This window comes from Pseudomonas sp. Larv2_ips (genome assembly GCF_963879675.1).
Taxonomy (GTDB): domain Bacteria; phylum Pseudomonadota; class Gammaproteobacteria; order Pseudomonadales; family Pseudomonadaceae; genus Aquipseudomonas.
In genome coordinates, this window is record NZ_CAWOAW010000027.1 from 154917 (window position 1) to 178274 (window position 23358).

The 23358-nt window shown below is 55.1% G+C and carries 19 protein-coding genes and 1 other RNA gene; 8 read left to right on the forward strand and 12 right to left on the reverse strand.

Annotation, left to right across the window (positions count from 1 at the left end):
• Together AACV02_RS17680 and AACV02_RS17685 are read left to right on the forward strand one after the other, a co-directional pair.
• Entirely contained in the window at positions 1–2907 is a 2907-nt protein-coding gene (locus AACV02_RS17680) for a hypothetical protein (RefSeq protein WP_157986851.1), read from the forward strand.
• 309 nt (positions 2908–3216) lie between these two features.
• The gene (locus AACV02_RS17685; protein WP_119741026.1) at positions 3217–4794 is read left to right on the forward strand and encodes an ATP-dependent nuclease; all 1578 of its coding nucleotides are present in this window, start codon (positions 3217–3219) and stop codon (positions 4792–4794) included.
• Between the two features lie 248 nt (positions 4795–5042).
• Here AACV02_RS17685 and AACV02_RS17690 read toward each other — a convergent pair whose 3' ends face one another.
• From AACV02_RS17690 to AACV02_RS17730, 9 genes are all read right to left on the reverse strand, one after another.
• Positions 5043–5504 carry a hypothetical protein gene (locus tag AACV02_RS17690; RefSeq protein WP_119741028.1) on the reverse strand — a complete coding sequence of 154 codons (462 nt, stop codon included), beginning with the start codon at positions 5502–5504 and terminating at the stop codon, positions 5043–5045.
• Between the two features lie 151 nt (positions 5505–5655).
• On the reverse strand, positions 5656–6258 hold the full coding sequence (locus AACV02_RS17695; RefSeq protein WP_157986852.1) for a hypothetical protein: 603 nt from the start codon (positions 6256–6258) through the stop codon (positions 5656–5658).
• 246 nt (positions 6259–6504) lie between these two features.
• A complete protein-coding gene (locus tag AACV02_RS17700; protein ID WP_119741032.1) occupies positions 6505–7560 on the reverse strand; it encodes an AAA family ATPase in 1056 nt (351 codons plus the stop codon).
• Positions 7560–7775 carry a helix-turn-helix transcriptional regulator gene (locus tag AACV02_RS17705; RefSeq protein WP_119741034.1) on the reverse strand — a complete coding sequence of 72 codons (216 nt, stop codon included), beginning with the start codon at positions 7773–7775 and terminating at the stop codon, positions 7560–7562. Before AACV02_RS17705 ends, AACV02_RS17700 begins: the two co-directional genes overlap by 1 nt.
• Before the next feature lie 465 nt (positions 7776–8240).
• Positions 8241–9446: a tyrosine-type recombinase/integrase gene (locus AACV02_RS17710; protein ID WP_119741036.1), complete on the reverse strand. Its 1206-nt coding sequence runs from the start codon at positions 9444–9446 to the stop codon at positions 8241–8243.
• 173 nt (positions 9447–9619) lie between these two features.
• Positions 9620–10016, reverse strand: a transfer-messenger RNA (tmRNA) gene (ssrA, locus tag AACV02_RS17715).
• A gap of 103 nt (positions 10017–10119) precedes the next feature.
• Positions 10120–10401, reverse strand: a complete 282-nt coding sequence (locus AACV02_RS17720) for a hypothetical protein (RefSeq protein WP_106579272.1) — start codon at positions 10399–10401, stop codon at positions 10120–10122.
• Positions 10402–10536: 135 nt separating this feature from the next.
• The gene (locus AACV02_RS17725; protein WP_119741038.1) at positions 10537–13347 is read right to left on the reverse strand and encodes an FAD-binding and (Fe-S)-binding domain-containing protein; all 2811 of its coding nucleotides are present in this window, start codon (positions 13345–13347) and stop codon (positions 10537–10539) included.
• 70 nt (positions 13348–13417) lie between these two features.
• Complete coding sequence (locus AACV02_RS17730) at positions 13418–15112, reverse strand: lactate permease LctP family transporter (RefSeq protein WP_106579270.1); 1695 nt, start codon at positions 15110–15112, stop codon at positions 13418–13420.
• A gap of 251 nt (positions 15113–15363) precedes the next feature.
• Between AACV02_RS17730 and AACV02_RS17735 the strand changes: the two genes are divergently transcribed.
• Positions 15364–16131, forward strand: a complete 768-nt coding sequence (locus AACV02_RS17735; protein ID WP_106579269.1) for an FCD domain-containing protein — start codon at positions 15364–15366, stop codon at positions 16129–16131.
• A 37-nt stretch (positions 16132–16168) separates the two neighbouring features.
• Here AACV02_RS17735 and smpB read toward each other — a convergent pair whose 3' ends face one another.
• Positions 16169–16651: an SsrA-binding protein SmpB gene (smpB, locus tag AACV02_RS17740; RefSeq protein WP_003176160.1), complete on the reverse strand. Its 483-nt coding sequence runs from the start codon at positions 16649–16651 to the stop codon at positions 16169–16171.
• Positions 16652–16817: 166 nt separating this feature from the next.
• Here smpB and AACV02_RS17745 point away from each other — a divergent pair, with 166 nt between their 5' ends.
• Together AACV02_RS17745 and AACV02_RS17750 are read left to right on the forward strand one after the other, a co-directional pair.
• Positions 16818–17252, forward strand: a complete 435-nt coding sequence (locus AACV02_RS17745) for a type II toxin-antitoxin system RatA family toxin (protein WP_106579268.1) — start codon at positions 16818–16820, stop codon at positions 17250–17252.
• A complete protein-coding gene (locus AACV02_RS17750) occupies positions 17245–17547 on the forward strand; it encodes an RnfH family protein (RefSeq protein WP_106579267.1) in 303 nt (100 codons plus the stop codon). The genes AACV02_RS17745 and AACV02_RS17750 overlap by 8 nt, the downstream gene beginning before the upstream one ends.
• A gap of 64 nt (positions 17548–17611) precedes the next feature.
• Here the strand turns inward: AACV02_RS17750 and AACV02_RS17755 are convergent, their stop codons facing one another.
• A complete protein-coding gene (locus AACV02_RS17755) occupies positions 17612–18139 on the reverse strand; it encodes an outer membrane protein assembly factor BamE (protein ID WP_106579266.1) in 528 nt (175 codons plus the stop codon).
• A 98-nt stretch (positions 18140–18237) separates the two neighbouring features.
• Here AACV02_RS17755 and fur point away from each other — a divergent pair, with 98 nt between their 5' ends.
• Positions 18238–18642: a ferric iron uptake transcriptional regulator gene (gene fur, locus AACV02_RS17760; protein ID WP_024077449.1), complete on the forward strand. Its 405-nt coding sequence runs from the start codon at positions 18238–18240 to the stop codon at positions 18640–18642.
• A gap of 85 nt (positions 18643–18727) precedes the next feature.
• Here fur and recN read toward each other — a convergent pair whose 3' ends face one another.
• On the reverse strand, positions 18728–20401 hold the full coding sequence (recN, locus tag AACV02_RS17765) for a DNA repair protein RecN (protein WP_119741040.1): 1674 nt from the start codon (positions 20399–20401) through the stop codon (positions 18728–18730).
• 254 nt (positions 20402–20655) lie between these two features.
• Here recN and grpE point away from each other — a divergent pair, with 254 nt between their 5' ends.
• Together grpE and dnaK are read left to right on the forward strand one after the other, a co-directional pair.
• Complete coding sequence (grpE, locus tag AACV02_RS17770) at positions 20656–21216, forward strand: nucleotide exchange factor GrpE (RefSeq protein ID WP_017139264.1); 561 nt, start codon at positions 20656–20658, stop codon at positions 21214–21216.
• Positions 21217–21318: 102 nt separating this feature from the next.
• A complete protein-coding gene (gene dnaK, locus AACV02_RS17775; protein WP_106579264.1) occupies positions 21319–23235 on the forward strand; it encodes a molecular chaperone DnaK in 1917 nt (638 codons plus the stop codon).
• Positions 23236–23358 lie beyond the last annotated feature (123 nt).

Consider the following 23358-nt stretch of genomic DNA (forward strand, 5'->3'; position numbering starts at 1 on the left):
TTGAATATCGCGGAACTTAGTAAATATATCCGGTTTCAATTAAGTTTGCTTGGTTCGGATAACGGGCATCACACGTTTGAGCATATAGCAAGACATCTGGCAAGAGCGCGGATATGTAGCAATATCATGCCTGCCACCGGCCCCGTAAGTGCAGGGGGGGATGGCGGTCGTGACTTTGAGACCTATCCCGTGGTTGACGGTCTACAGCTTCCCGATAACACATTTTATGCGCTAGCATGCAATGAGGGTAATGTCGCTTTTGCATGCTCGCTGCAGAAGAGCATGGCAGGAAAAATCAGAAGTGATTTAAAGGTAATAAAAAAAGCCGGTATTTTTAGTGCTGTGGTTGTTTTCTGTGTGTCTGAGATATCCGTAGGTATGCGACAAAAACTTCAGGCCGAAGCATTAGGTCTGGAGCTCACGCTGCAGATATACGATGGCGCTGCTATCTCGGAGATGCTATGTGACCGAGACCTGTTTTGGGTCGCGCAGCACTACCTGCATGTTCCTGCCGATAGCATGCCCCAATATGAAGACTTACCCGAAGATTATGAGAAGTTGCGATTGCACTGGCGAGAACGAACGCCACAGGTGTTTAATTTTTCTGACTTTGTAGATTTGAAAATTGGCGTGCGGCGGGCGACGTTTCATGAGTTTGCACGGCCTGATCTGCTGATGTGGATTAAGAAACTGAATTGCTACCTTGTTGGCCAAGCGCCTAGAGAATTAAAACGTCTCGCTACATACGAGGTAGTGGTGGCAACATTCAGAGGGCTTGGAACGTTCGATGGAATGGCCGACTTGGTTGATGATTACTACTCGGATTTCAAAGATTATCGCAGTGCCGGGCACTTGGAGGACGCGGTTAATCTGGCAAATTATCTTATAGGGGCTATAGGTATGAACCTATGCCCCAGAACTCCAGCTTGGTGGATCGGCATTTCGGAATCAATCGATGATTGCCTCAATCATGAGTTGAAAAATGCAACAGGCCCGGGTCGACGGGCCGAGCTACTGAAAATATGTGGTTTACTTTCAGTGCATCGTGGTCACATGGACGGCGGCACGGGTTTTGAGAGATCGTGCACGCTGTGGGCGCAGATGCTTAAAGAGGTGGAGCAGACGCCACTTTTCCCGATCGAAAGTTTCGGCAGAACTTTTGAAAAATTGTGTGATGTTTTGAGCAATCCTGTGGAGCTCATGCGCTTGGCTTCTGATATTGACGACTTAATTGCTTCTCGATCAGGGGGGCGAGAGTCAGGGATGAAAGCTGAGCGTCGTGGCGACATCTATAGCGAAAAGGGTGACGTCATGATGGCCATCACCGAGTACATGCGGGCAAAGAAAGGTCTATTCACCGGTGACAGCAAATTCGATTTGTTGCGGGCCGCTTTAAAGTTGTCAAGATGTCTTCGTGCTCTTGGAATGGCCTATATTGCGAAGCACTATGCGTTGGGTGTGGCATGGTATGCAACGAGTCATGACGACGCGCAATTTAGAAGGCTGTTACCATCGGCCTTGTCCGAGGTTGCTGAAAATGAGTGTAGCGCCGGAAACTATTTAGCATTTAGCAGGTTCACTTTTTTGGCCTTGGGGACAAGCTTTGTTCACGATAAGTTTGATGGTAAGTGGCCAGAAAAACTCAGGGATAACCTGAGTAAATTATGTGTTATGTTGGCTTTGCTAGGCCGTAAGAGGCCAGAAGCGCTTGTTGCTTTTGAACACGAGTTTTCGTATTGGGAGAAAAATGGTCTTGCGGATCCCCTCACTAACTGCGCGATGCCAGGATTTCTAGAAGAAGATGCGATTCCTGGTTTCGAAGAGTCGATGCGAGAAAGTCTTTTGGATAGACCATGGGGCGATGTTGTTGGATCGCGTGAGGTGCGTTGGACTGCTTTCGGTCTAGACCTAAAATGTATATTTGATAACCGCTACAAGGAAACCGCGCCCGTTGAAGGTTTTATAGCTTTCTTCCAGTCAGTACTTGTTTCCATAGCTATTCAGCGTGAAGATTTGATTATTGTGCCTGCGCGAGTCGCGCTGAGGTGTACAGTTTCGACAAAGGCAAAAAAATTTAAGCTACATCAATTTGTTTTCTCAAATGGGGAGTGGGCGACGGAATTGGAGATTCCTGCCAGCCATAGCGACCTACATAAGTATGCCGTAGATACCCTCCAGTTGTGCCTGACAATTTTACGAAAATTTTCATTATTGAATGATCGGGACTATGTAAAGGCGGTAGAGCGTTTTTCCGAGGATGCGTTGATTTTGGGCAATTTCCTTCGTCCCTATGGTGAGGTTTATGGTGAGTTTATCGACGCTCATGCTTTTGAAGAAGAGTCGCGCTCGCTCAGCGAACCTCCGTTTGAGTATCTAGGCGTATCAGAGTGCTTTGATCCTATCCTGCCTATTCCCGGTTTGGCTCCAAAATACAATCGCGCATCATTACTTGATCGAATCACTGACAGGTATGCGGCTGCTATACCTAACCTTAGATATACAGCGTTGAACATCTCAAAAGATAAGGAGGCAAGCGAGGCTTTCAGAGCGCTGCGCGATGAAGGTATGAAGGATTGGTACCTACTATGCCTGCTCAGTGGGATGGCGACCTCAGTCAGGGTGCCCGAGATGTCTGATAAAAAACCGCCTAAGGATCTTCACGATCAGATGGTCAAAGCGGCCAGGATGGTTGAAACACCCGCCTCGGCCCTTGCAGTTACCGATTTTAATTTCACTCATTTAAGAATTCACGAGAGAGCTTTTTTACCTTTGCTGTTGAGTTCCTTAGATCTGAAGGTTGACGTCGATCTGATAAGTGAACCTGGTTTATTGCCCCTAGTTAAATCGCGTTTCAATCTTCATATTGAGGATGTGGAGCATGAGAAGATTTTTTATTGGGATGCTTGACGTAATGCCCTGCCCAAGAGCGACTTGTTAAATTGTGGCCTGAGAGCACGCTAATATTCTACGTGCTCTCGCTTGATCTCCCGGCAGCTATTACTTCTGTCCATATCGACGGCATTACTAGCGAACCACGGCGTTTGATCAAACGTCGAATGGCGTTGTCTTGGCGAGAACAGGGCTACAGCCTGCGGATAGGACATTGCCAGCTTTCGCTAGGTGCAGGAGCCCAGTGGTTCCAGTACCGCTTCAAAGATCATATCTAGAGCCTAGTATGTGCTCAACGCACCAGTTAATCAGTTAAGGAATATAAGTTTGCACATCAAAAGCTTTGGACTATTGGGGCTTCGAACACTCCGTCTCAACGAAATAATGGAGAGCAGTTCGCTCAGTCCGCATGATGTTCCGCAGCTCGGTGTCTCCAGGATTAATATTTTTGTGGGCCCCAATGGGGGTGGAAAGTCAACCGTACTGGATATGGTGCGAGCGCTAAAGAACGTTGATGTAATTAAAACGATTGCCCGTGAGAACATGCGCTCGACGACTGCGGCCACATACATTGTCCATTTTGATAATGGAACATATGTGGGCTCGATTTTAAATAAGCTAAAAATAGATGAGTACGGTGTGTATCTTGCTGTCAATACTCAACATGATAAGTATGTATTTGAGGGTAGTATTTATAGCAAGTCGTCAAAGCCGCCGAAAGAGCTGGTGACAGTTTTAAATGGTCTAGAGGCGAAGATTAATTTTCGGTCGTCTCACGACGAGCGCGGAGTTAGCACTAGGAAAATCATCGATGTGCTAAATAATGATGGTAAGCATCTGGTCGGGCTCGCGCCGCACCCATTGCAATCTGATCAAATTAAATACTCAGGGCCTACCAGTGAGATTAATGCGTACAAGCACTCCAAACCTATTAGTCTCGTTGATAAGGAAATATTAGGTGTTTTTCTCAATGATGACTTAGGCCAGCAGAACCATATCCCGGTTAAGATGCTGCCGTCTGGATGGCGTGCGTTCGCAGGGTTGCTGGGGTGGCTAGATTCTGTCGATGATGACCAAATATGTGTCATTGAAGAGCCTGAAGTTCACCTCCATCCAACCCTTCAAAGACTAATGGTCGCTAGAATTTCCGAGATCGTGGCCCGAAAAAATCTACAGCTGTTTATTTCTACCCACTCATCTGTGCTTCTCGATATATCCAGCTGGCACACGTCAGATGCCAGGTTGTTTGAGGTAAATGGTTATGAAATTTCCGAATTAACGTCTCCTGCAAGGGCTCTGGCAGGGCTTGGTATCAAGCCTAGCGATGTTTTTCAAGCAAACGGAGTGATATGGGTAGAAGGGGCATCTGACAGGATCTATATACTGCATTGGCTTTCGTTATGGTGTTCGGCTCATGGGGAGATCATGCCCATAGAAAACGTTGATTTTTCCTTCGTTTTCTACGGTGGCTCAATGCTAGGTCACTTTACAGCCCAAGGTTCGCCAGGACTAATAGATATATTCAGTGTTAATAGAAATTCTATTGTCGTTATGGATCGGGATCTCGATTTTCAGCGTGACTCTGACGGGGCTGATATATGCATAAACCAGCGCTCCGTGAAATACCAGGTGTGGGCTGATATGACGAAAAACAATTCAGGGTCAGAATATTGCTGGGTGACCCACGATTATACGATAGAGAGCTATTTGCAGCCTGATTTTCGAAATAAGTATTTTGAGTTTGTGGATTCAAGGATATCGAAGACTTCTTCCAAATCCAAGGTCTCTATTGCCACTGAGTTCGTATCGGAGGCGCGCTCGTTTGATGCGAGCTTCGATCCGCAGACCGACCTATCTATTCAAATTCAAAAGCTTTTCCGGTTAATTAAAGCATGGAACCTTTAATGAGCATCCAAGATGCACGGTTATCTGCCCTATGACGGAGACCGGACATGCAGTAACTTGCAGTTGCCCGCTTCCCATCACCTTTTACGGCGCCCCCAGGATAGGCAGATCCTGGGGGCACTTTTTTATTGGGGCTGCCTGGGGAAGCTGGCTCTGACCAAGTGCCCGGTACCAGCGCACAGCTGAACAACGCGTCAACTCACCCTATTGTCTTCTGCCGAGAAGCCCGGTGACCAGCGCAAACATAGCTACCTGAGCTTGCTGAGCAGCCACCTGAAAATCTGAGTCAGGGACTGCAGCTTGCGATAGAAGTTGTCCGCATCGATCAGAAAGCCGAGACGCTCACGTAGCTGAGCGCTCTCGCTCTTCACCGTCTGGTAAGCATGAGTGTGGGTAAGGCCGCCAAGGGCCATCTCCCGTTCCACTTCGCTTAGTCGCCGATACAGCTCAATCTCGCCGGCATGACGCTCGAAGTGGCGGCGGTTGAGCCTGCGGTGATGCGCTAGTAACAAGACGTAGGCGCCGAACCCTGCTTGAAACACCTGCCCCATGCTGACGTCTACACCGTGCGAGGTCAGGAGCAGCGCGATCTGAGGCGTCCGCCAGCATCCTATCGCAAACAGAACAGGCCATAGGGCGATGGCGAACAGCGCTTGGCTGGTGGGCGGGTAGTTCAACTGCCAAGCGGGGAAGGGGCGGAAATGAATCATGGCAACTCCTGGGTCAAAGGCTGTCCTGGCCAGGAAAGACCAGGACTCACTCAGCTTCTTCCTTCCAGCAGGTGGCTTGCAACTCAACTGGTTGCCGTTGCTGCTACCTCGCCACTGGCTTCGATAGGAAGGCTGCGCGACTTGCACTGGGTTATGCCTGGGTTGCCGCACCGCTTTCCAGGTAAGCATGGACTTCCGACAAGAACCTGCAGTGGCCCTTGACCTTCTCCAGCTCGGTTAGCAGCAGATCGATCCGAAAAACCGCCAGTTTGGCTTTGCCACCTTCCAGCGCAATGCCATCGCGCTTTTTGGCATCCGGCGCGCTTTTCGAGAGGGCAACCAGGTGCTTCCCGTCCATGTACCGTTTGACCACCCAGTGAGAAAAGGTGTGACGGAACAGTCTGTGCATTTCAAGCGTCTCAACCGCTGAGATGATGCCTGCCTTGTCGATATTTAGGCCGCTCTCCCGGGCTTCCTTCTTGGTGTGAATAAGGACGTCGGTATCGTTCAGTGAGAAAGCCGCATCGCTTGCGGTACCGAGCCGGTGCTCTTGGAGCATGGCGGTGAGGCCACGACACAATGCGTCGGCCATGCAGTACATCTGAATGAGCTCGCCAATCAGGGCGAAATCGTCCTTGCTTACCCCGGATAGGAGTTGGAGCAGCTCAGGATCACCTTCAGCACACTCCAGCTGAAGAATAATCTCGCGCGTCTCTTGTTCTGCTGATACGACCATAGAGCTTTCAGCTTCCATTTTCCTGTTCACCTGTGATGTTTGGCCTGTAGCCAGGCTCAGGCAGCTGTCGTGCCGCTTAAGCGATCCGACGTTTATCCTAGCCCAGAGCATTATCAAAGTCAGAAGCATCTAGCTAGGCAGGCGTGCGATTCATATGGCCGTGAAACGTCCTCGGATGATCTGTGAGGTATCGGAAAACGAAGGCGTTCAAAAATACGAAGGTGCTCAATATTCTTTGAGCACCTTCGAGTAAAGTGAGCATCTTCAGGTAGAGGTGGGCAGCTCCCATACCCATCCGCCTTGCATGCCCACCTTGCAGGAGCGAATACCAAGCTGTTTCTGGGCTCTACGAACTGATGCCCAAGAGATGCAAGACTCCTCAGCTAAAGACTGCAACGCAGTGATCGCAACAGGACCAGCTTGCAGCGTGTTTTCAAGAAAGCTGCACGCTTCTTGAGTGGCTGATGCTGGTCTTACGCCACCCGTTCGCTCGATATCAGCCAGAATGGTTTCAGCACTTCCTTCTACGGCCTCTCCCCATCGGATGCAGGTTGTTTCTAGCCGCTCGTCTATAACGATGGGGTCAACGAAATACTCTATCCCCCCTATATCGATCGAAACGTTTGACTTGGCCCGGACAAGCACCCGAGCTTCAGAATTATGAGCTTTCCCGGCCACCAGTACCGTGCGAGCAAGTGCTGAGAATGCCTGGCTGCCGATGACTCGATCAGCTACAGAGGACTGAGAGGCGCTTTTGCTGAGGTGAGATATACCGAGCACAGAGCAGCAATGCAGTTCGGCAAAATCCACTACCATCTGTAGTCCCTGCCGGACTTCGTTGGCTCGGTGCATGTCACCACGTATTAGGTTGATAAGCGGGTCGAAAATCAGCAATGAGACGCCGTCAATCCGTGTGGCTGCTTCATTCAAAAGAGCAAAGTTGGCAGTAGGATCAAACTGTCGCCTGTTCCCAAGTTGATCCCTGAGCCCTTCTATTATGTGCACGCGGTTTAGGTCTGCATCTGCAGCCGTAAGGCGGGGAATGATCGTGTCAGCTATACCATCCTCGCCGCTCCAGATCACGACGTTGCCAGGTCCCTCACCTTTGCTGCCGTCTGGCCAATCACCACCCTTACTGAGCGTGGCGGCCAGCGATATCGCAAGCGTGGTTTTACCGCATCCACCTGCGCCGGCAAGAATGGATAGCTTTGCCCTTGGCAGCCAGCCTGGCCATATCCATTGGATTGTTTCCGCTGGAATATCGACCGCCGCTGTGAGTTCTACTATCCAGCCTGACTGTTGAGGTGTTCGGCGCTGCATTACAGCGCCTCCCTTTGCCGAATCCAAGCCTGGATTTCACTGTTACGCCAGCCAACACTGGAGCCGCATAGAAGGCGTTGGCGCGGGAAAAGGCCCTCCGATATTTTTCGATAGATAGTTGAGCGTTTTAGGCCGACTATTGCCTCTACATCGCGCAAACGAAGAATTTTGTCATCATCGCTGACGTCGACAGAGTTACTAATGTGCATTGCCATAGGTTTGAGATCCTAGGATCTGAAGCGTGGGGCAGCGTCCTCCGGCGCTACTACAAAAAAGGTTGAAAGTCGGATGTCTACCGGCTGAATAGCGGGCGTAGGCAATTGCCACAAGCGTAGGCATACGCGTGGTTCCGAAAATTTTGGTTCGGTAGCGCCGGAGGTCGTTGGATTGCTACAGAAAAGCTAGGGCCAGAAAAGGCCTCTAGGGGCAGAACGGACTGAGGGCGTTCATGCCAGATGCGCAATCAACCGATAGCAGTTAATGCGACCAGTTCAGCGAGTGCGAACGAGGCGAAGTTTTTAACGTCGTTACCAGGGCGACGTGGCGGACCGTTGCGGATCAATATGGATCGCTTGGGACGGACAACTTTTAACATGCGAGTACGTTCGATAGCAACTCGCATGTTTCTCCCCTTGGTTGGGTAAGTACTGGCGCGACCAAGGGCACAGTTGACAGAGCATTCAGCGCTTTATCGTGTCCAAATAGTTAGCCCAAGCCTGCATCATCTCGCGTCGCTCTGGCAGAAATGACGTTCGGTCGTACGCACGTCCCAACGGATTTTTTACCGTGTGAGCAAGCTGATGCTCAAGGAGATCTGGACGAAACCCCAGCACCTCAGCACCTATGGTTCTTGCTGTCGCACGAAAGCCGTGCCCAGTCATCTCGTCGCCGCTGATGTCCATGCGGCGTAACGCACTGAGGACGGCATTGTTGGACATCGGTCGGTCGCCTCCTCGGGCTGAGGGGAAGGCGTATCGATGTCTACCGGTGAGTGGTTTCAGCTCGCGCAGGACCGCGACTGCTTGTTGGCTGAGAGGAACCAAATGATCCGGTCGATCCTGTTTGGTGGCCGTGAGTCCTTTCATCTTGTGACCAGGAATCAACCATTCGCCAGCATCCAGATTGACCTCCGACCACTCCATGTGTCGAAGGTCTCCGGGTCGGCAGAACAGTAACGGGGCCAGTTTTAAGGCACAACAGACCGGCATCGTTCCGCTATAGCTATCCAGTGCTTTGAGCAGTGCGCCGAGCTTTTCAGGGTCGGTCACGGCAGCAAAGTGTTTCACCCGCTTGGCTGGGAGAGTACGCGAGAGATTCCCGATCTGGTTGGGTGAGGTGATGCCGGCAGCTTCGGCGAACTCGAAAATCTGTTTGTAGATCTGGGCAACACGACGCGCCGTCTCGCGAGCGCCGCGCTTGATGATGCGCTGCAGGTTTTCGACCAGCGTGGGCGTGCTGATGCTGCTGATCGGGAGTTTTCCCAGCCAGGGGTAGGCATTGAGCTCAAGGCGCTGCCGCACCGTGCGGGTGTATTCCGGATCCCAGGATGACTCGCGAATACTCAGCCACTGCGTGGCAACCGACTCAAAGGTGTGCTGGTGATCAAGCTGGCTGACCACCTTGGCCATACGCCGTTGCAGCGAAGGGTCTTGGCCGCCGGCAAGCTGAACACGAGCGTCATCACGCTTGCGCCGGGCCTCCTGCAGGCCGACCTCAGGATAAACACCAAGCGCCAGGCGCTTTTCCTTTCCCAGAAAGCGGTACTTCAAGCGCCAGTAACGGCCTCCGTTGGGCTGCACCTCAAGGTACAAACCTTGTTCGTCGTACAGGCGGTATGGCTTGTCCTGGGGCTTGGCGTTACGGCAGTTGGTATCTTTCAGGGGCATTGGGGGCACATCCTCTCCGAGCGAGCTGATGAGCGTTTTATGCCCCCATATATGCCCCCGTCAACCGTGGGATGCCCTGGGATTAGGTGGGAAAAAGTGGGCAATAAAAAAGCCGTAAAGCTTTGATTTCTCTAGGCTTTACGGCTTTTCTGAGTCTTCCTGGGAAGACAAAATGGTGGAGCCGGGGGGATTTGAACCCCCGTCCGCCAGTACTCCGCTGTCGGTACTACATGCGTAGCCGTATCTATTAAGTTAACCCTCAGCGACCCGAAGGGCAGGGTGCTTTGGGCGAGTTGTGTAAGTTTTAGCCGCTTCGTCCACAACGTACTGCACGGCGATTCTGTTCTATATGACAATCACTTTGGGTTTACAGACATCCCCTGGTGATTGCTGGACCCGAAGGTACCAGAAGCTCAGGTCTAAGGCTGCTTACGCAGCGATAGCGAATTCCTGGCCGTAGTTTTCGTCATTGGCAACTATAAGAAGTTGCAACAGTGGATTTACGAGTTCTGTTACCAACTCGGCATGCACCTAAAGTTTCGCGACCGGCGTCGAATCCTAAACGGCCCCGTGCTTGTAACTCGTTGTTTCATAGTGAGTGACAAGCCTGTGCAGTGTACGCCAAACCGTCACAGAAGGCCAACCCGAAGGTTGACCTCTGCGGCTGGCATGGTTACTGATTGCCGCCTTTGTCGCTGTTCTGCAGGTCTTGCAGGGCTTTGGAGGTGATCTCGATGCACTTCTTGTCATCACCGGCCGCGTGCGCGGCTTTGGCTTGGGAGACAGCGGTATCGATTTCGCCTTTTTTGCCACTGGTATCGGTTGCGAGCAGGGCTTGGCCGTTATTGATTTTGTCCAGGTTGATTTTGCACAGATCAGGCTCACCGGCAGCAAAAACAGGGGAGGCCATCATCGCAGCGGTAATGAACAAGCCAGCAAGAGCGGAACGCTTCATAGGGTATCTCCTTGCGAAAAAGGGCTCGACGCTGCTGGCGTTCAGAGGCGGCCAGCGACATCACTGTTAAGCCTCGTACGCCGAGGCCTATTCAAATGACTACGCAGACGCACAGGCGTTCGGTTTAGTGGCTATTTAATGCACTCGAGCTTGCGTTACCCGGTCCACCAGGTACACCAACCCGTGATAATCAATGCCTCCATGCTGGCTCAGGCCGATCTCGCAGGTGCGGCTGGTGGAAATGCCTTCGCTGCAATGTTGCACGGCGTCCTTGAGCGACCGCAGTGAGTGGGCGTTGAGCTCGGGCGTGGTAAAGCCTTTGTCGCCGGCAAAACCGCAGCAATGGATGCCTTCCGGGATCACCACGTTTTTTGAGCAGCGTCGCGCGAGATCAATCAACGCCTGGCTCTCGCCCAGGTGCTGAGTGCTGCAGGTGACGTGCACAGCGATGGGCGCCTCCTGCGGCGTGAAGTCGAGACGGTCCATCAGGTGGGTGCGGATAAAACGCACCGGGTCGTAGAGGTCCAGGCGTGTTTCGCCCAGGTCTTGTACCAGGCGCAGGGTGCAGGGGCTGGTGTCGCAATAGATCGGGTCGAGGCCGCCGCGGCTGGCGTGGAGCAGGGCGCCGATCAGTTCCTGACGTTTGTGCTCAGCCTGTTCGGCATAGCCTTTGGAGGCGAATGGCTGGCCGCAGCACAGGCTGTCCTGATTGTTGGGGAAGACTACCTGGTAACCGGCTTTTTCCAGCAGCCCACGGGTCTTGTCGTACAGCGACATCTGCTCTTTATCGCCAGCCGCTGGGCCCATGGCGCGTGAGACGCAGGCTGCCAGGTAGACCACGCGCGGCCGCTCATCCGTCACGGCCGGACTGAAGCGAATGGCTTTTTCCGGCTGTGGCATGGCTCTGCTCCACTGCGGGATTTGCCCCTTGGACAGCTTGGTTACCGTGGCGGACAGTTTGGCCAGACGCGGCGCGCCCAAGAGCATGCGCGCGCCATTGGCGACATGCAGGGTAAAACGCGCACCTTGCAGTGCCGTGGCGAAATGGCTGGCGAGCCATTCGGCGGTTTTCTGACTGTCGGCGTCACGGGCGCGCAGCTTTTTCACCAGGTCGCCGGTATTGATGCCTACAGGGCAGCGTTGAGCGCATAACCCGGTGGCGGCGCAGGTGTCGATGCCCTGGTAGTGGTAAGCCGCTTCCAACTCGGTGGTGTCTGCACCCGCGCGCTTTTTCGCCTGGATATCGCGCCAGATCACGATGCGCTGGCGCGGGCTCAAGGTCAGGCCCTTCGAGGGGCATACCGGCTCGCAGAATCCGCACTCGATGCACTTATCCACAATCTCGTCGGCCGCAGGCAATGGCTTGAGGTGTTTAAGGTGAATGTGTGGGTCTTCGCTGAGCACCACGTCGGGGTTGAGAATGCCGTTGGGGTCGAGCAAGCGTTTGAGCTGCCACATCAATTGATACGCATCGCTGCCCCATTCGAGTTCAACGAACGGCGCCATATTGCGGCCAGTGCCGTGTTCGGCTTTCAGCGAGCCACCGAACTCGACTGCTACCAGTTGCGCGACGTCGTCCATGAACGCTTTATAACGTGCGATTTCTTCAGTGCTGTTGAAGCCTTGGGTGAATACAAAGTGCAGATTACCTTCCAGGGCATGTCCGAAAAGGATGGCTTCGTCGTAGTGATGTTTGTCGAACAACTCGATCAAGCGGTTCACGCCGATGGCCAACTGCTCGACCGGGAAGGTCACGTCTTCGATGATTACGGTGGTGCCGGTTTTACGTACAGCACCGACGGCGGGGAAGGTGTCTTTGCGGATGGCCCACAGCCGTGCGTTCTCAACCGGCTCTTCGGTGAAGTCGACCTGTTTTTCCACAGGGAAAGGTGCCAGGGACGCCATGATCAGCGACAGTTGCTCGTGCAGCAATGACGGCGACGCGGCGCGGGATTCGATCAGCAGCGCACAGGCATTTTCCGATAACTGCTGTACGAAAGCCGGCATGCCCGGTTTGTTCTGTACCGAACGCATGCTGCGCCGGTCCAGCAATTCGACGGCCGAGACCGGCTGGGTTTTCAGCACCGTCACCGCGTTGCAGCAGGTTTCGACATCCGGGAACACGATCAGCGCCGAAGCTTTGTTCGGGTGATCGATCACCGTGTCGTAAGTCACCGCGCTGATAAAACCCAGGGTACCTTCGGAGCCCACCAGCAAGTGGCTGAGGATATCCAGTGGCTCGTCGAAATCCACCAGGGCATTGAGTGACAGGCCGGTGGTATTTTTCAGACGGTATTTGTGGCGGATTTTGGCCGCCAACTCAGCGTTTGCCCGCGTCTCACGTCCCATCGTCGCCAGGCGTTCCAGCAGCGCGCCATGTTGGTTACGAAAGGCCGCGACGCTGGCTGCATCTTCGGTATCCAGGCGGCTGCCATCGGCCAGTACCAAGCGGATGCCAGCCAGGGTGTGATAGGTGTTCTGCGCCGTACCGCAGCACATGCCGCTGGCATTGTTGGCGACGATGCCGCCAATTTTGCAGGCATTGATCGACGCGGGGTCCGGGCCAATCTTGCGTCCGAACGGCGCAAGCCACGCATTGGCCTGCGCGCCAATCACGCCGGGTTGCAGGCGGATCTGTGTGCCTTGCCCACGAATCTCGCGACCGTTCCAGTTGTCACCCAGCACGATCAGCACCGAGTCGCTGATGGCTTGGCCTGACAGGCTGGTGCCCGCCGCGCGGAAGGTGACGGGTACGCGATCACGCTGAGCCAATTGCAGCAGTGCGACTACTTCGTCTTCCGACTCCACGCGGATCACCAGCTGTGGGATCAGTCGGTAAAAACTGGCGTCGGTGCCGAAGGCTAGCGTGGAAAGTGGATCGTCGAAGCGACGATCTTTCGGGATCAGTTGTGCGGCGTCGCTCAGAAAAGCAGCAGGCAGGCTCATCGGTCCTCCAGAAATAGCTGACGCCGGCATGAGTGTCCGGGGTCGATTCTTACCCTATTACGTGCAGGTTTCAGTGCACCAGCATACCGGTGAACCAGTAGGCCTGCGCCAGCGTGATCAGCCCGACGATGGTGGCAAAAAACAGGCTGTGCTTGAGGGTAAAGCGGAACAGATCGGATTCCTTGCCCACCAGGCCGGTGGCGGCGCAGGCGACGGCGATCGACTGCGGCGAAATCATCTTGCCGGTCACGCCGCCGCTGGTATTGGCGGCGACCAACAGCACGTCGTTGACGCCGATCTGGTGGGCAGTGGTGGCTTGCAGCGAGCTGAACAGGGCGTTGGACGATGTGTCGGAGCCTGTCAGGAAAACGCCCAGCCAGCCAAGGAATGGCGAGAAGAACGGGAATGCAGCACCGGTTCCGGCCAGCACCAGCGCCATGGTCGAGGACATGCCGGAGTAGTTGGTGACGAAAGCAAACGCCAGCACCATACCAATTGAGAGGATTGGCCAGCGCAGTTCGTAGAAGGTCTCTTTTAAAGTGGTAAGACCAGTTTTTATATCGATCTTGAGTACCAGCATCGACACAAGTGCGGAGAAGAAAATCGCCGTGCCGGTGGCTGAAATGGGGTCCAGTTTGAACACGGCTGGAATCGCCGTTGGGGCGGTGACGATCGGGGCGACCTTGATTACCAACTGGTCCAGGTGCGGGATCGCGAAGTTGAAGACCCAGCTGTACATCGAACCGCCCGCCGCGAACATTGCCTTGAAAGGTTTGAGGGTCCAAATGGTGACCAGGACGGTCAGGATCAGGAACGGCGACCAGGCTTTGAAAATCTGCCCCAGGCTGTAGGGCGAAGCGACCGTTTGGCGTGGTTGGCCGAAGCCGCCGACACTGGCGGTAACCGCGGCGCTGGATGTCGCGCCGGCAATCTGCGCGCCCGCGGTGCGCTTGGGCTGCCAAACTTTCAGGAACAAGGTCAGGGCTACCAGGCTGGCCAGCGCGGAAGTGATGTCCGGCAGCTCCGGGCCGATGAAGTTGGAGGTGAAATATTGGGTGACGGCAAAGCTCAGGCCTGCCACCAAGGCTGCCGGCCAGGTTTCACGAACGCCACGCAGGCCGTCCATCATAAACACCAGCCAGAACGGCACGAACAGCGACAGCAGGGGCAACTGGCGGCCGGTCATGGCGCCGATCTTGAATGCGTCAATGCCGGTGACCTGGCCTGCGACGATGATTGGAATGCCTAGCGCGCCGAAGGCCACCGGCGCCGTGTTAGCGATCAGGCACAGGCCGGCGGCGTACAGCGGGTTGAAACCCAGGCCGACCAGCAGTGCGGCGGTGATCGCCACTGGTGCGCCGAAACCGGCCGCGCCTTCGAGGAAGGCGCCGAAGCAAAAGCCGATCAGCAGCACTTGCAGGCGCTGGTCGTCGGTAATCGACAGAACTGAGCTGCGGATGATCTCGAACTGGCCGCTCTTGACCGTCAGTTTGTAGAGAAATACGGCTGCGACGATGATCCACGCGATAGGCCACAGGCCGTAGGCAAAGCCATAACCAGCGGCGGCCAGTGCCATGTCCACGGGCATCTGGAAGGCAAAGATAGCTACCAGGATCGACAGCCCCAAGGTGATGCTCCCGGCGACGTGGCCTTTGAGGCGAAACACGGCCAGGGCGAGGAAGAAAAATACAATTGGAATAACGGCGGCCAATGCGGACAGGCCGAGGCTGCCGAGCGGGCTGTAGAGCTGTTGCCAGGTTTGCATATGGGGTGGCCCCTGATTGTTGTTGTTAGGTCAGCTTGGATAATTGGTAATACCAATTTACAGTTGCTGTTGGCTAGAGTAAAAGCCTTGGATGGGGTGTGTCAATTTGCCGCTCGCGAAACTTTGGTCGTAACGGGGCGGTGCAGAGGTTCTGCTCGGGTGAATCGAGGGCGTTCTGATAGGTGCCGCAAGCGCGGCGATAGGCCAGAATAGAGGGCCCGGCGAGTGGTCGGGATTGTGGAGAGTGAGTTATGGGGTTTGATCAGGTGCGTCAGCGCCGTTTGTCTGACGATATCGTCGAGCAGCTTGAGGGCATGATCCTCGAGGGCACGTTGAAGTCAGGCGAGCGCTTGCCGGCCGAGCGCGCTTTGGCTGAGCAATTTGGCGTGTCGCGCCCGTCGTTGCGCGAGGCGATCCAGAAGCTGGCGGCCAAGGGGTTGCTGGTCAGTCGCCAGGGCGGCGGCAACTATGTGGCGGACTCCCTGGGGTCGACGTTCAGCGACCCGCTGCTGCACCTGCTGGAAAACAACCCCGAGGCTCAGCGGGATTTGCTCGAGTTTCGCCAGACGCTTGAAGCGTCGTGTGCTTATTACGCCGCGCAGCGCGCCACCGAAGTGGATCGTGAGCGGCTGACCGCAGCGTTTGAGGCGTTACAGGATTGCTATACGCGCGTTGATGAGGTGAGCCGGGTGGAGGAGGGCGCGGCGGATGCGAGGTTTCATTTGGCTATCGCCGAGGCGAGCCATAATGCGGTGTTGCTGCACACCATTCGCGGTTTGTTCGATCTGCTCAAGCGCAATGTGGTGACCAATATCGGTGGTATGTATCAGCAGCGCACGGAAACCCGCGACATGTTGATCAGTCAGCACCGGGATTTGTACCTGGCGATTATCGAAGGGCGGGCCGAGCAGGCGCGGGAGGTTTCAACACGCCATCTGCTGTATGTGCAGGAGGTGTTGGAGGAGGTGCGTCAGGAGGTCCAGCGCGTGGCGCGGGCGGAGCGACGTAAAGGCCTGTAGCCCGGGTGAGTCACCCAGGGCTACATCGTCACAAGGATTATTCTTCCTTGCCCTTGTTGCGAACGGCGCGATGCAGCTCTCGATTGGAATCGCGCTCGCGCTCGGTATCGCGCTTGTCGTATTCCTTTTTACCCTTGCCCAATGCGATCTCGCACTTGACCAGGTGCTTGCTCCAGTACCACGACAGGCAGATGCAGGCATAGCCCTTCTGCTGTACAGCGGCGGCGAGCTTTTCGAGTTCGCGGGCGTTGAGCAACAGCTTGCGCGTGCGCACCGGGTCAGCAATCACGTGGGTGCTCGCGGTGGTCAGCGGGGTGATATGACTGCCGAGCAGCCATGCCTCGCCATCCTTGAGCAATACGTAGCTGTCGACCAGTTGCAGCTTGCTGGCGCGCAGACTTTTTACTTCCCAGCCGGCCAGGACCAGACCAGCCTCGAACCGATGTTCGATGAAGTAATCGTGTCGCGCCTTTTTATTTTGCGCGATGGTCCCTGTGGGGTGTTTCTTTTGTTTAGCCATAGGGGCGGCATTATAGGGAGTTGCGAGCGTGTCGGCTACGGTCAACCTGCGTGCTTGAGCGTGTTGGACGAATCCCGGACAATACCGGCAGTTCTTTGGTTTTTTTCTCTCGCGGATTGGGCTGTTCTTTCGCGATGTTTGCCTCAGCAGTGGAAATAACGCTCACATGACGACGCATATTCAACGTTCGGCTTTATTGCCTTATCCGGCGCAGGCGCTCTATGACCTGGTCAACGACGTGGCGCGTTACCCGGAATTCCTGCCATGGTGCAACACCGCCGAGGTGCTGGAGAGCAGTGATGAGCACATGGTTGCCAGTGTCGGGGTGGCGAAGGGCGGCCTTAGCCAGCATTTTGTTACACGCAATGTGTTGGTCCCTGGGCAATCCATCGAAATGAATTTGCAGGAAGGGCCGTTCACTCAGCTTCATGGGGTATGGGTGTTCAAGGCGCTGACTGACAAGGCCTGCAAGATCAGCCTGGACCTGTCCTTTGATTATGCAGGGCCGATTGTGCGGGCAACGTTGGGGCCGTTGTTCAACCAGGCGACCAATACGCTGGTGGATGCGTTCTGTCAGCGGGCCAAGCAATTGCATGGTTGAGATTGAGGTGGTGTATGCCGCCGAGGACCGCCAGGTCTTGTTGGCGGTCACGGTGCCGGCGGGCACAAGCCTGAGGGCTGCGGTGCAGGCGTCGGGTATTGCGGTGCAGTTTCCAACGGTGGTCTTGGCTGATTGCCCTTTGGGCATATTCGGCAAGGTAGTTGCGGATGCGGATATGCGCGCTGTGCAGCCGGGTGACCGTATCGAGATTTACCGGCCCTTGCTGGCAGACCCCAAGGAAGTACGCAGGCTGCGCGCAGCCAAGGCGGCGATAGCCCGGCAGAAAAACTCATAACCCTGCTAAAAAGTCAGGCAACAAAAAGCCCGGCATGCCGGGCTTTTTATCGAGCGCCGCAAACTTACTGCGGGCCGGTGTCCAGAGGCTGAGGCGTCGGGACTGGAACGGTTTGCACGCCGTCCACGTCCTTCTGGATCTGATCCAGCAAGGAGCCTGGTTTGGCCGGTACTTCTGACTTCGGCTTTTCTGCTTCCTGCGCGGGCGCAGTCACATTGGTGCCGTTGTCCTTGCCCAGCAAGGCTTCATCGCGGCTTACGCCAGGCATGAAGTCACCGGACAAGCTGACGAGCTGGTCATTGCCATTAAAGATGACACTGACGCGTTCCTGCTGGCGTTCACCGCCACCAGGCTGGATGCTGTAGAGATAATCCCAGCGATCGGCATGAAAAGTGTCGGTCAGCAGGGGGTTGCCCATAATAAACCGTACTTGCCGTCGGGTCATTCCCGGGCGTAACTGGTCTATCATGTCCTGCGTGACGACATTGCCCTGCTGGATGTCGATTTTGTAAACCCCGGGGAATGAACAACCGGCGAGTGCGAGCAGTCCCACAAGGGTGAAACTGGTTAGCAAGAGCTTGGTGTTTTGCATCGGTGGGCGACTTCCACTATCTTGGCTGGGACAACGTAAACGCCGATCATACCCGTATTAAGAGAAGCTGCGAAGCAGCATCCGCGAGAAAGCTAACCATGGTTGAAAATAGCGAACTACGCAAAGCCGGTCTTAAAGTGACTCTGCCACGAGTCAAGATTCTACAAATGCTCGATTCTGCTGAGCAGCGCCACATGAGTGCCGAGGATGTTTACAAGGCGCTGATGGAGTCTAACGAGGACGTTGGCCTGGCCACGGTTTACCGTGTGCTGACCCAGTTTGAAGCCGCAGGGCTGGTGGTTCGTCATAATTTCGACGGCGGTCATGCGGTGTTCGAATTGGCTGACGGTGGTCATCACGACCACATGGTTGACCTGGATACCAATGAGGTTATCGAGTTCACCAGTCCGGAAATCGAGAAGCTCCAGAAGGCTATCGCCGAAGAGCATGGTTTCGATTTGGTGGACCATAATCTGGTGCTGTACATCCGTAAGAAAAAGTAAAAATCGACGCAGATTTGCTCTGCAAAACGATTGAAGGCGACCCTAGGGTCGCCTTCGTGCTTTCTAAATAGAAGAAATTACCGGGTTAGGCCTTGGCTGCCACGACCATTTTCTTCGCGTGGGCCAGAGACTCTTTGGTCAGGTCGATCCCGCCAAGCATCCGCGCCACCTCTTCCACACGTTCCGACTTGTTCAGTTTGGAGACGGCCGTGTGCGTCGCATCGCTGCCGCGTACTTTGTGTACAAACAGGTGTTGATGCCCTTGAGCGGCCACTTGCGGTAAGTGAGTCACGGTCAAGACCTGGCCACGTTCGCCCAAGCGGCGCAGCAACTGGCCAACAATTTCCGCAGTCGGCCCGCCGATACCCACGTCTACTTCATCGAATACCAGTGTGGGTACCCGTGAGGTTTGGGCGGTAATGACCTGGATCGCCAGGCTGATTCGCGACAGCTCGCCGCCAGACGCCACTTTTGCCAACGCCTTGAGCGGCTGACCGGGGTTGGCGCTTACCAGCAGTTCCACCTGTTCCAGGCCGTGGGGTTGCAGCTCGTTGCTGGTGTTGGCATGCAGTTCGATGGTGAAGCGCCCGCCTGGCATGCCCAGGCGCTGAATTTCTTGTTCTACCGCTCCGGCCAGGCCTGTGGCCGCCTGCTGGCGCAGGTCGCTTAATTCGCGAGCTTTTTCATGGTAGTGGCGAGCAAAGGAGGCGAGCTCGTCACCGAGGCGCTCAATGGATTCGTCATTCGCGTTCAAGGTTTCGATTTCATCCAGCAACTTCTGCTGCATCGTCGCTACTTCGGTTGGCTGGATTCGGTGTTTGCGGGCCAGGGTGTAAATAGTGTCCAGGCGTTCTTCGATTTCCTGCAGGCGCGCTGGATCCGCGTCGAAGTGATCCAGGAAGCGATTCAGTTCGCCCACGGCCTCTTCGACCTGGATTTGTGCGCTGGTCAACAGTGTTGTGGCTTCACTTAGCGAACCGGACGCGTTGTTCACGCTGGACAGTCGATTAAGGCTGGCAGTCAATGCGTTAAGGACATTGCCCGAATCACTCTCGCTGCATTGCTCCACCACTTGGCGACAGATACCCAGCAGGGTTTCGGCATTGGTGAGGTTCTTGTGCTCCTGCTCGAGCTGCTCCAGCTCTGTTTCGCCCAGGCCCAGGCTTTCGAGTTCTTCAAGCTGATAGCTGAGTAACTGATGGCGAGCGCGCTGTTCGTCGCCAGAGTTGGATAGGCGCTCCAGTTCCTGACGAGTCTGACGCCAGCGCTGGGCGGCAAGCTGTACCTGCCGGGCCAGGTCGGTGGCGCCGGCATACTCATCGAGCAGGCGGCGATGGGTATCGGTTTTCAGCAGGGATTGGTGTTCGTGCTGGCTGTGGATATCGATCAGCAACTCGCCCAGGGCTTTCAAGTCGCCGAGAGGGCAGGGCGTGCCGTTGATATAGCCGCGCGAGCGGCCTTCCGCTGTGATGACCCGGCGCAGAATGCACGGGCCTTCATTATTAAGGTCGCGCTCGGCCAGCCAGGCTTCGGCTTCCGGAATGTCTGCGAGGTCGAAGGTCGCCAGGATATCGGCCTTGTCCGCACCGGGTCGCACCACGCCGCTGTCGGCGCGGTCGCCAAGCGTCAGGCCCAGGGCGTCGAGCATGATCGACTTGCCGGCACCGGTTTCGCCTGTGATTACGCTCATCCCGCGATCCAGTTCAAGGTCCAGATGTTCAACGATGGCGTAGTTATGTACAGACAGGTGCACGAGCATGGCGGCCGCTCCGAAGCGTTAGGTCTGGTTATTTATACAGTGTTTTGTTTGAGGCTGACAATCCTGATGCTTAGCTCGATTTGCTTGATTGCAGGAGTTTCTTAGCTCAATGAGGAATGAGTGTGCAGGAATTGATCCAGAGCACGCGAAAGACTTTTGGTAACGCCTGCGCTCTTGAACCTGGAAATTGTGGCCCCATATACCGGAACAGAAGCGCGAGTTGAGTTCGCGCATGATTTTGAAAGGAGAAATCTATGGCTGACGAACAGACGCAGGATACGCAAACTCCAGACGCCAATTCGGCTGCCGGTGATGAGCTGGCGACTCGTGTGCAAGTGCTCGAAGAGCAATTGGCTGCTGCGCAGGATCAGTCTTTGCGTGTTGCCGCCGATCTGCAGAACGTCCGCCGCCGTGCCGAGCAGGATGTCGAGAAGGCTCACAAATTCGCGTTGGAAAAATTCGCCAATGACTTGCTGCCGATTATTGACAGCCTGGAACGTGGCCTTGAGCTGTCCAACCCGGACGATGAAAACATCCGCCCGATGCGCGAAGGGATTGAGCTGACGCTGAAAATGTTCCAGGACACCCTGAAGCGTTATCAGCTGGAAGCTATCGATCCGCAAGGCGGCGAGCCGTTCAATGCAGAGCATCACCAAGCCATGGCCATGCAGGAAAGCCATGACCTGGAGCCCAACAGCGTATTGAAAGTATTCCAGAAGGGTTATCAGCTTAACGGTCGCTTGTTGCGCCCGGCGATGGTGGTGGTGAGCAAGGCTCCTGCACCTGTCGCACCTTCTATTGATGAGCAGGCTTGAAATCAGTCGTAACGGCCCCATCTATAAGTCAAGCGTTTAAGTGCTACCGCAGTTAGCCACCACTGCTGCGGCAACCAAATTAAAGTTTCGGGAGAGTAAATCATGGGCAAAATTATCGGTATCGACCTGGGGACTACCAACTCCTGCGTCTCCGTGCTGGAAAACGGCGTTGCTAAAGTTATCGAAAATGCCGAAGGCGCGCGTACCACGCCGTCGATCATTGCATACGCCAACGACGGTGAAATCCTCGTGGGTCAGTCGGCCAAGCGTCAGGCCGTGACCAATCCGCACAACACCCTGTACGCGGTGAAGCGTCTGATCGGTCGTAAGTTCGACGAAGAAGTCGTACAGAAAGACATCAAGATGGTCCCTTACAAAATCGCCAAGGCTGACAACGGTGACGCCTGGGTTGAAGTAAATGGCCAGAAAATGTCGCCGCCGCAAATCTCGGCTGAAATCTTGAAAAAGATGAAGAAAACCGCCGAAGACTACCTCGGTGAAGCAGTGACTGAAGCGGTGATCACCGTTCCGGCCTACTTCAACGACAGCCAGCGCCAGGCGACCAAAGACGCCGGCCGCATCGCGGGCCTGGATGTAAAACGTATCATCAACGAGCCAACCGCAGCCGCTCTGGCCTACGGCATGGACAAGGCCAAGGGCGACCACACCGTGATCGTTTACGACCTGGGTGGCGGTACTTTCGACGTCTCCGTGATCGAGATCGCTGAAGTTGACGGCGAGCATCAGTTTGAAGTGTTGGCCACCAACGGCGACACCTTCTTGGGCGGCGAAGACTTTGACATTCGTCTGATCGACTACCTCGTTGACGAATTCAAGAAAGAAAGCGGCATGAACCTCAAGGGTGATCCGCTGGCCATGCAGCGTCTGAAAGAAGCCGCTGAGAAAGCCAAGATCGAGCTGTCTTCCGCTCAGTCGACCGACGTGAACCTGCCGTACATCACTGCAGATGCCACCGGTCCTAAGCACTTGAACGTGAAAATCTCGCGTTCCAAGCTGGAAGCACTGGTTGAAGACCTGGTTCAACGCACCATCGAGCCTTGCCGCATCGCGCTGAAAGACTCCGGTATCGACGTTGGCTCGATCAACGACGTGATCCTGGTTGGCGGTCAGACCCGTATGCCACTGGTTCAGAAGCTGGTCACCGAGTTCTTTGGCAAAGAAGCCCGTAAGGACGTGAACCCGGACGAAGCCGTTGCCATGGGTGCTGCTATCCAAGGTGCGGTGCTGGCCGGCGACGTGAAAGACGTGTTGCTGCTGGACGTGAGCCCGCTGACTCTGGGTATCGAAACCATGGGCGGCGTGATGACTGCGCTGATCGAGAAAAACACCACGATTCCTACCAAGAAATCGCAAGTGTTCTCGACTGCCGACGACAACCAGGGCGCTGTAACCATTCACGTGCTGCAAGGTGAGCGTAAGCAAGCGGCGCAGAACAAGTCTCTGGGCAAGTTCGACCTGGCTGAGATTCCACCAGCACCACGTGGCGTGCCACAAATTGAAGTGACCTTCGACATCGACGCCAACGGCATTCTGCACGTAGGCGCCAAAGACAAGGCCACTGGCAAAGAGCAGAAGATCACGATCAAGGCCAACTCCGGTCTGTCTGATGAAGAAATTCAACAGATGATTCGTGATGCTGAAGCTAACGCTGATGCGGATGCCAAGTTTGCTGAGCTGGCCGGCGCCCGTAACCAGGGGGATGCCCTGGTTCACTCGACGCGCAAAATGATCTCCGAAGCAGGCGACAAAGTGACTGCTGAAGAGAAAACCGCAATCGAAGCGGCTGTGGTTGCCCTGGAAGCCGCCATCAAAGGCGACGACAAGGCTGCCATCGAAGCCAAGGTTGAGGAGCTGTCGAAAGTCTCCGCACCGGTTGCTCAGAAAATGTACGCCGAACAAGGCCAGCCGGCAGAAGGCGCTGCGCAGCATGCAGAGCCTGAAGCCAAGCACGACGACGTTGTCGATGCCGAGTTCGAAGAAGTTAAAGACCAGAAGTAAGTTGGTCGCCCGGTTGACCGCTATCAAGCGGTGACTGGTAGGATGTCGCCGCGCGGGAGCTTGCTCCCGCGTTGGCGTGTCTGGGGTATGCGAATTTTTACAGCATGCGACAAGGTTCGGATG

What these genes read in the sequence shown, in the direction of transcription:
- AACV02_RS17690 (WP_119741028.1), bottom strand. Translation starts at nt 5,504, where the DNA reads ATGATTCATTTCCGCCCCTTCCCCGCTTGGCAGTTGAACTACCCGCCC.
- AACV02_RS17695 (WP_157986852.1), bottom strand. Translation starts at nt 6,258, where the DNA reads ATGGAAGCTGAAAGCTCTATGGTCGTATCAGCAGAACAAGAGACGCGC.
- AACV02_RS17700 (WP_119741032.1), bottom strand. Translation starts at nt 7,560, where the DNA reads ATGCAGCGCCGAACACCTCAACAGTCAGGCTGGATAGTAGAACTCACA.
- AACV02_RS17705 (WP_119741034.1), bottom strand. Translation starts at nt 7,775, where the DNA reads ATGGCAATGCACATTAGTAACTCTGTCGACGTCAGCGATGATGACAAA.
- AACV02_RS17710 (WP_119741036.1), bottom strand. Translation starts at nt 9,446, where the DNA reads ATGCCCCTGAAAGATACCAACTGCCGTAACGCCAAGCCCCAGGACAAG.
- AACV02_RS17720 (WP_106579272.1), bottom strand. Translation starts at nt 10,401, where the DNA reads ATGAAGCGTTCCGCTCTTGCTGGCTTGTTCATTACCGCTGCGATGATG.
- AACV02_RS17725 (WP_119741038.1), bottom strand. Translation starts at nt 13,347, where the DNA reads ATGAGCCTGCCTGCTGCTTTTCTGAGCGACGCCGCACAACTGATCCCG.
- AACV02_RS17730 (WP_106579270.1), bottom strand. Translation starts at nt 15,112, where the DNA reads ATGCAAACCTGGCAACAGCTCTACAGCCCGCTCGGCAGCCTCGGCCTG.
- AACV02_RS17735 (WP_106579269.1), top strand. Translation starts at nt 15,364, where the DNA reads ATGGGGTTTGATCAGGTGCGTCAGCGCCGTTTGTCTGACGATATCGTC.
- smpB (WP_003176160.1), bottom strand. Translation starts at nt 16,651, where the DNA reads ATGGCTAAACAAAAGAAACACCCCACAGGGACCATCGCGCAAAATAAA.
- AACV02_RS17745 (WP_106579268.1), top strand. Translation starts at nt 16,818, where the DNA reads ATGACGACGCATATTCAACGTTCGGCTTTATTGCCTTATCCGGCGCAG.
- AACV02_RS17750 (WP_106579267.1), top strand. Translation starts at nt 17,245, where the DNA reads ATGGTTGAGATTGAGGTGGTGTATGCCGCCGAGGACCGCCAGGTCTTG.
- AACV02_RS17755 (WP_106579266.1), bottom strand. Translation starts at nt 18,139, where the DNA reads ATGCAAAACACCAAGCTCTTGCTAACCAGTTTCACCCTTGTGGGACTG.
- fur (WP_024077449.1), top strand. Translation starts at nt 18,238, where the DNA reads ATGGTTGAAAATAGCGAACTACGCAAAGCCGGTCTTAAAGTGACTCTG.
- recN (WP_119741040.1), bottom strand. Translation starts at nt 20,401, where the DNA reads ATGCTCGTGCACCTGTCTGTACATAACTACGCCATCGTTGAACATCTG.
- grpE (WP_017139264.1), top strand. Translation starts at nt 20,656, where the DNA reads ATGGCTGACGAACAGACGCAGGATACGCAAACTCCAGACGCCAATTCG.
- dnaK (WP_106579264.1), top strand. Translation starts at nt 21,319, where the DNA reads ATGGGCAAAATTATCGGTATCGACCTGGGGACTACCAACTCCTGCGTC.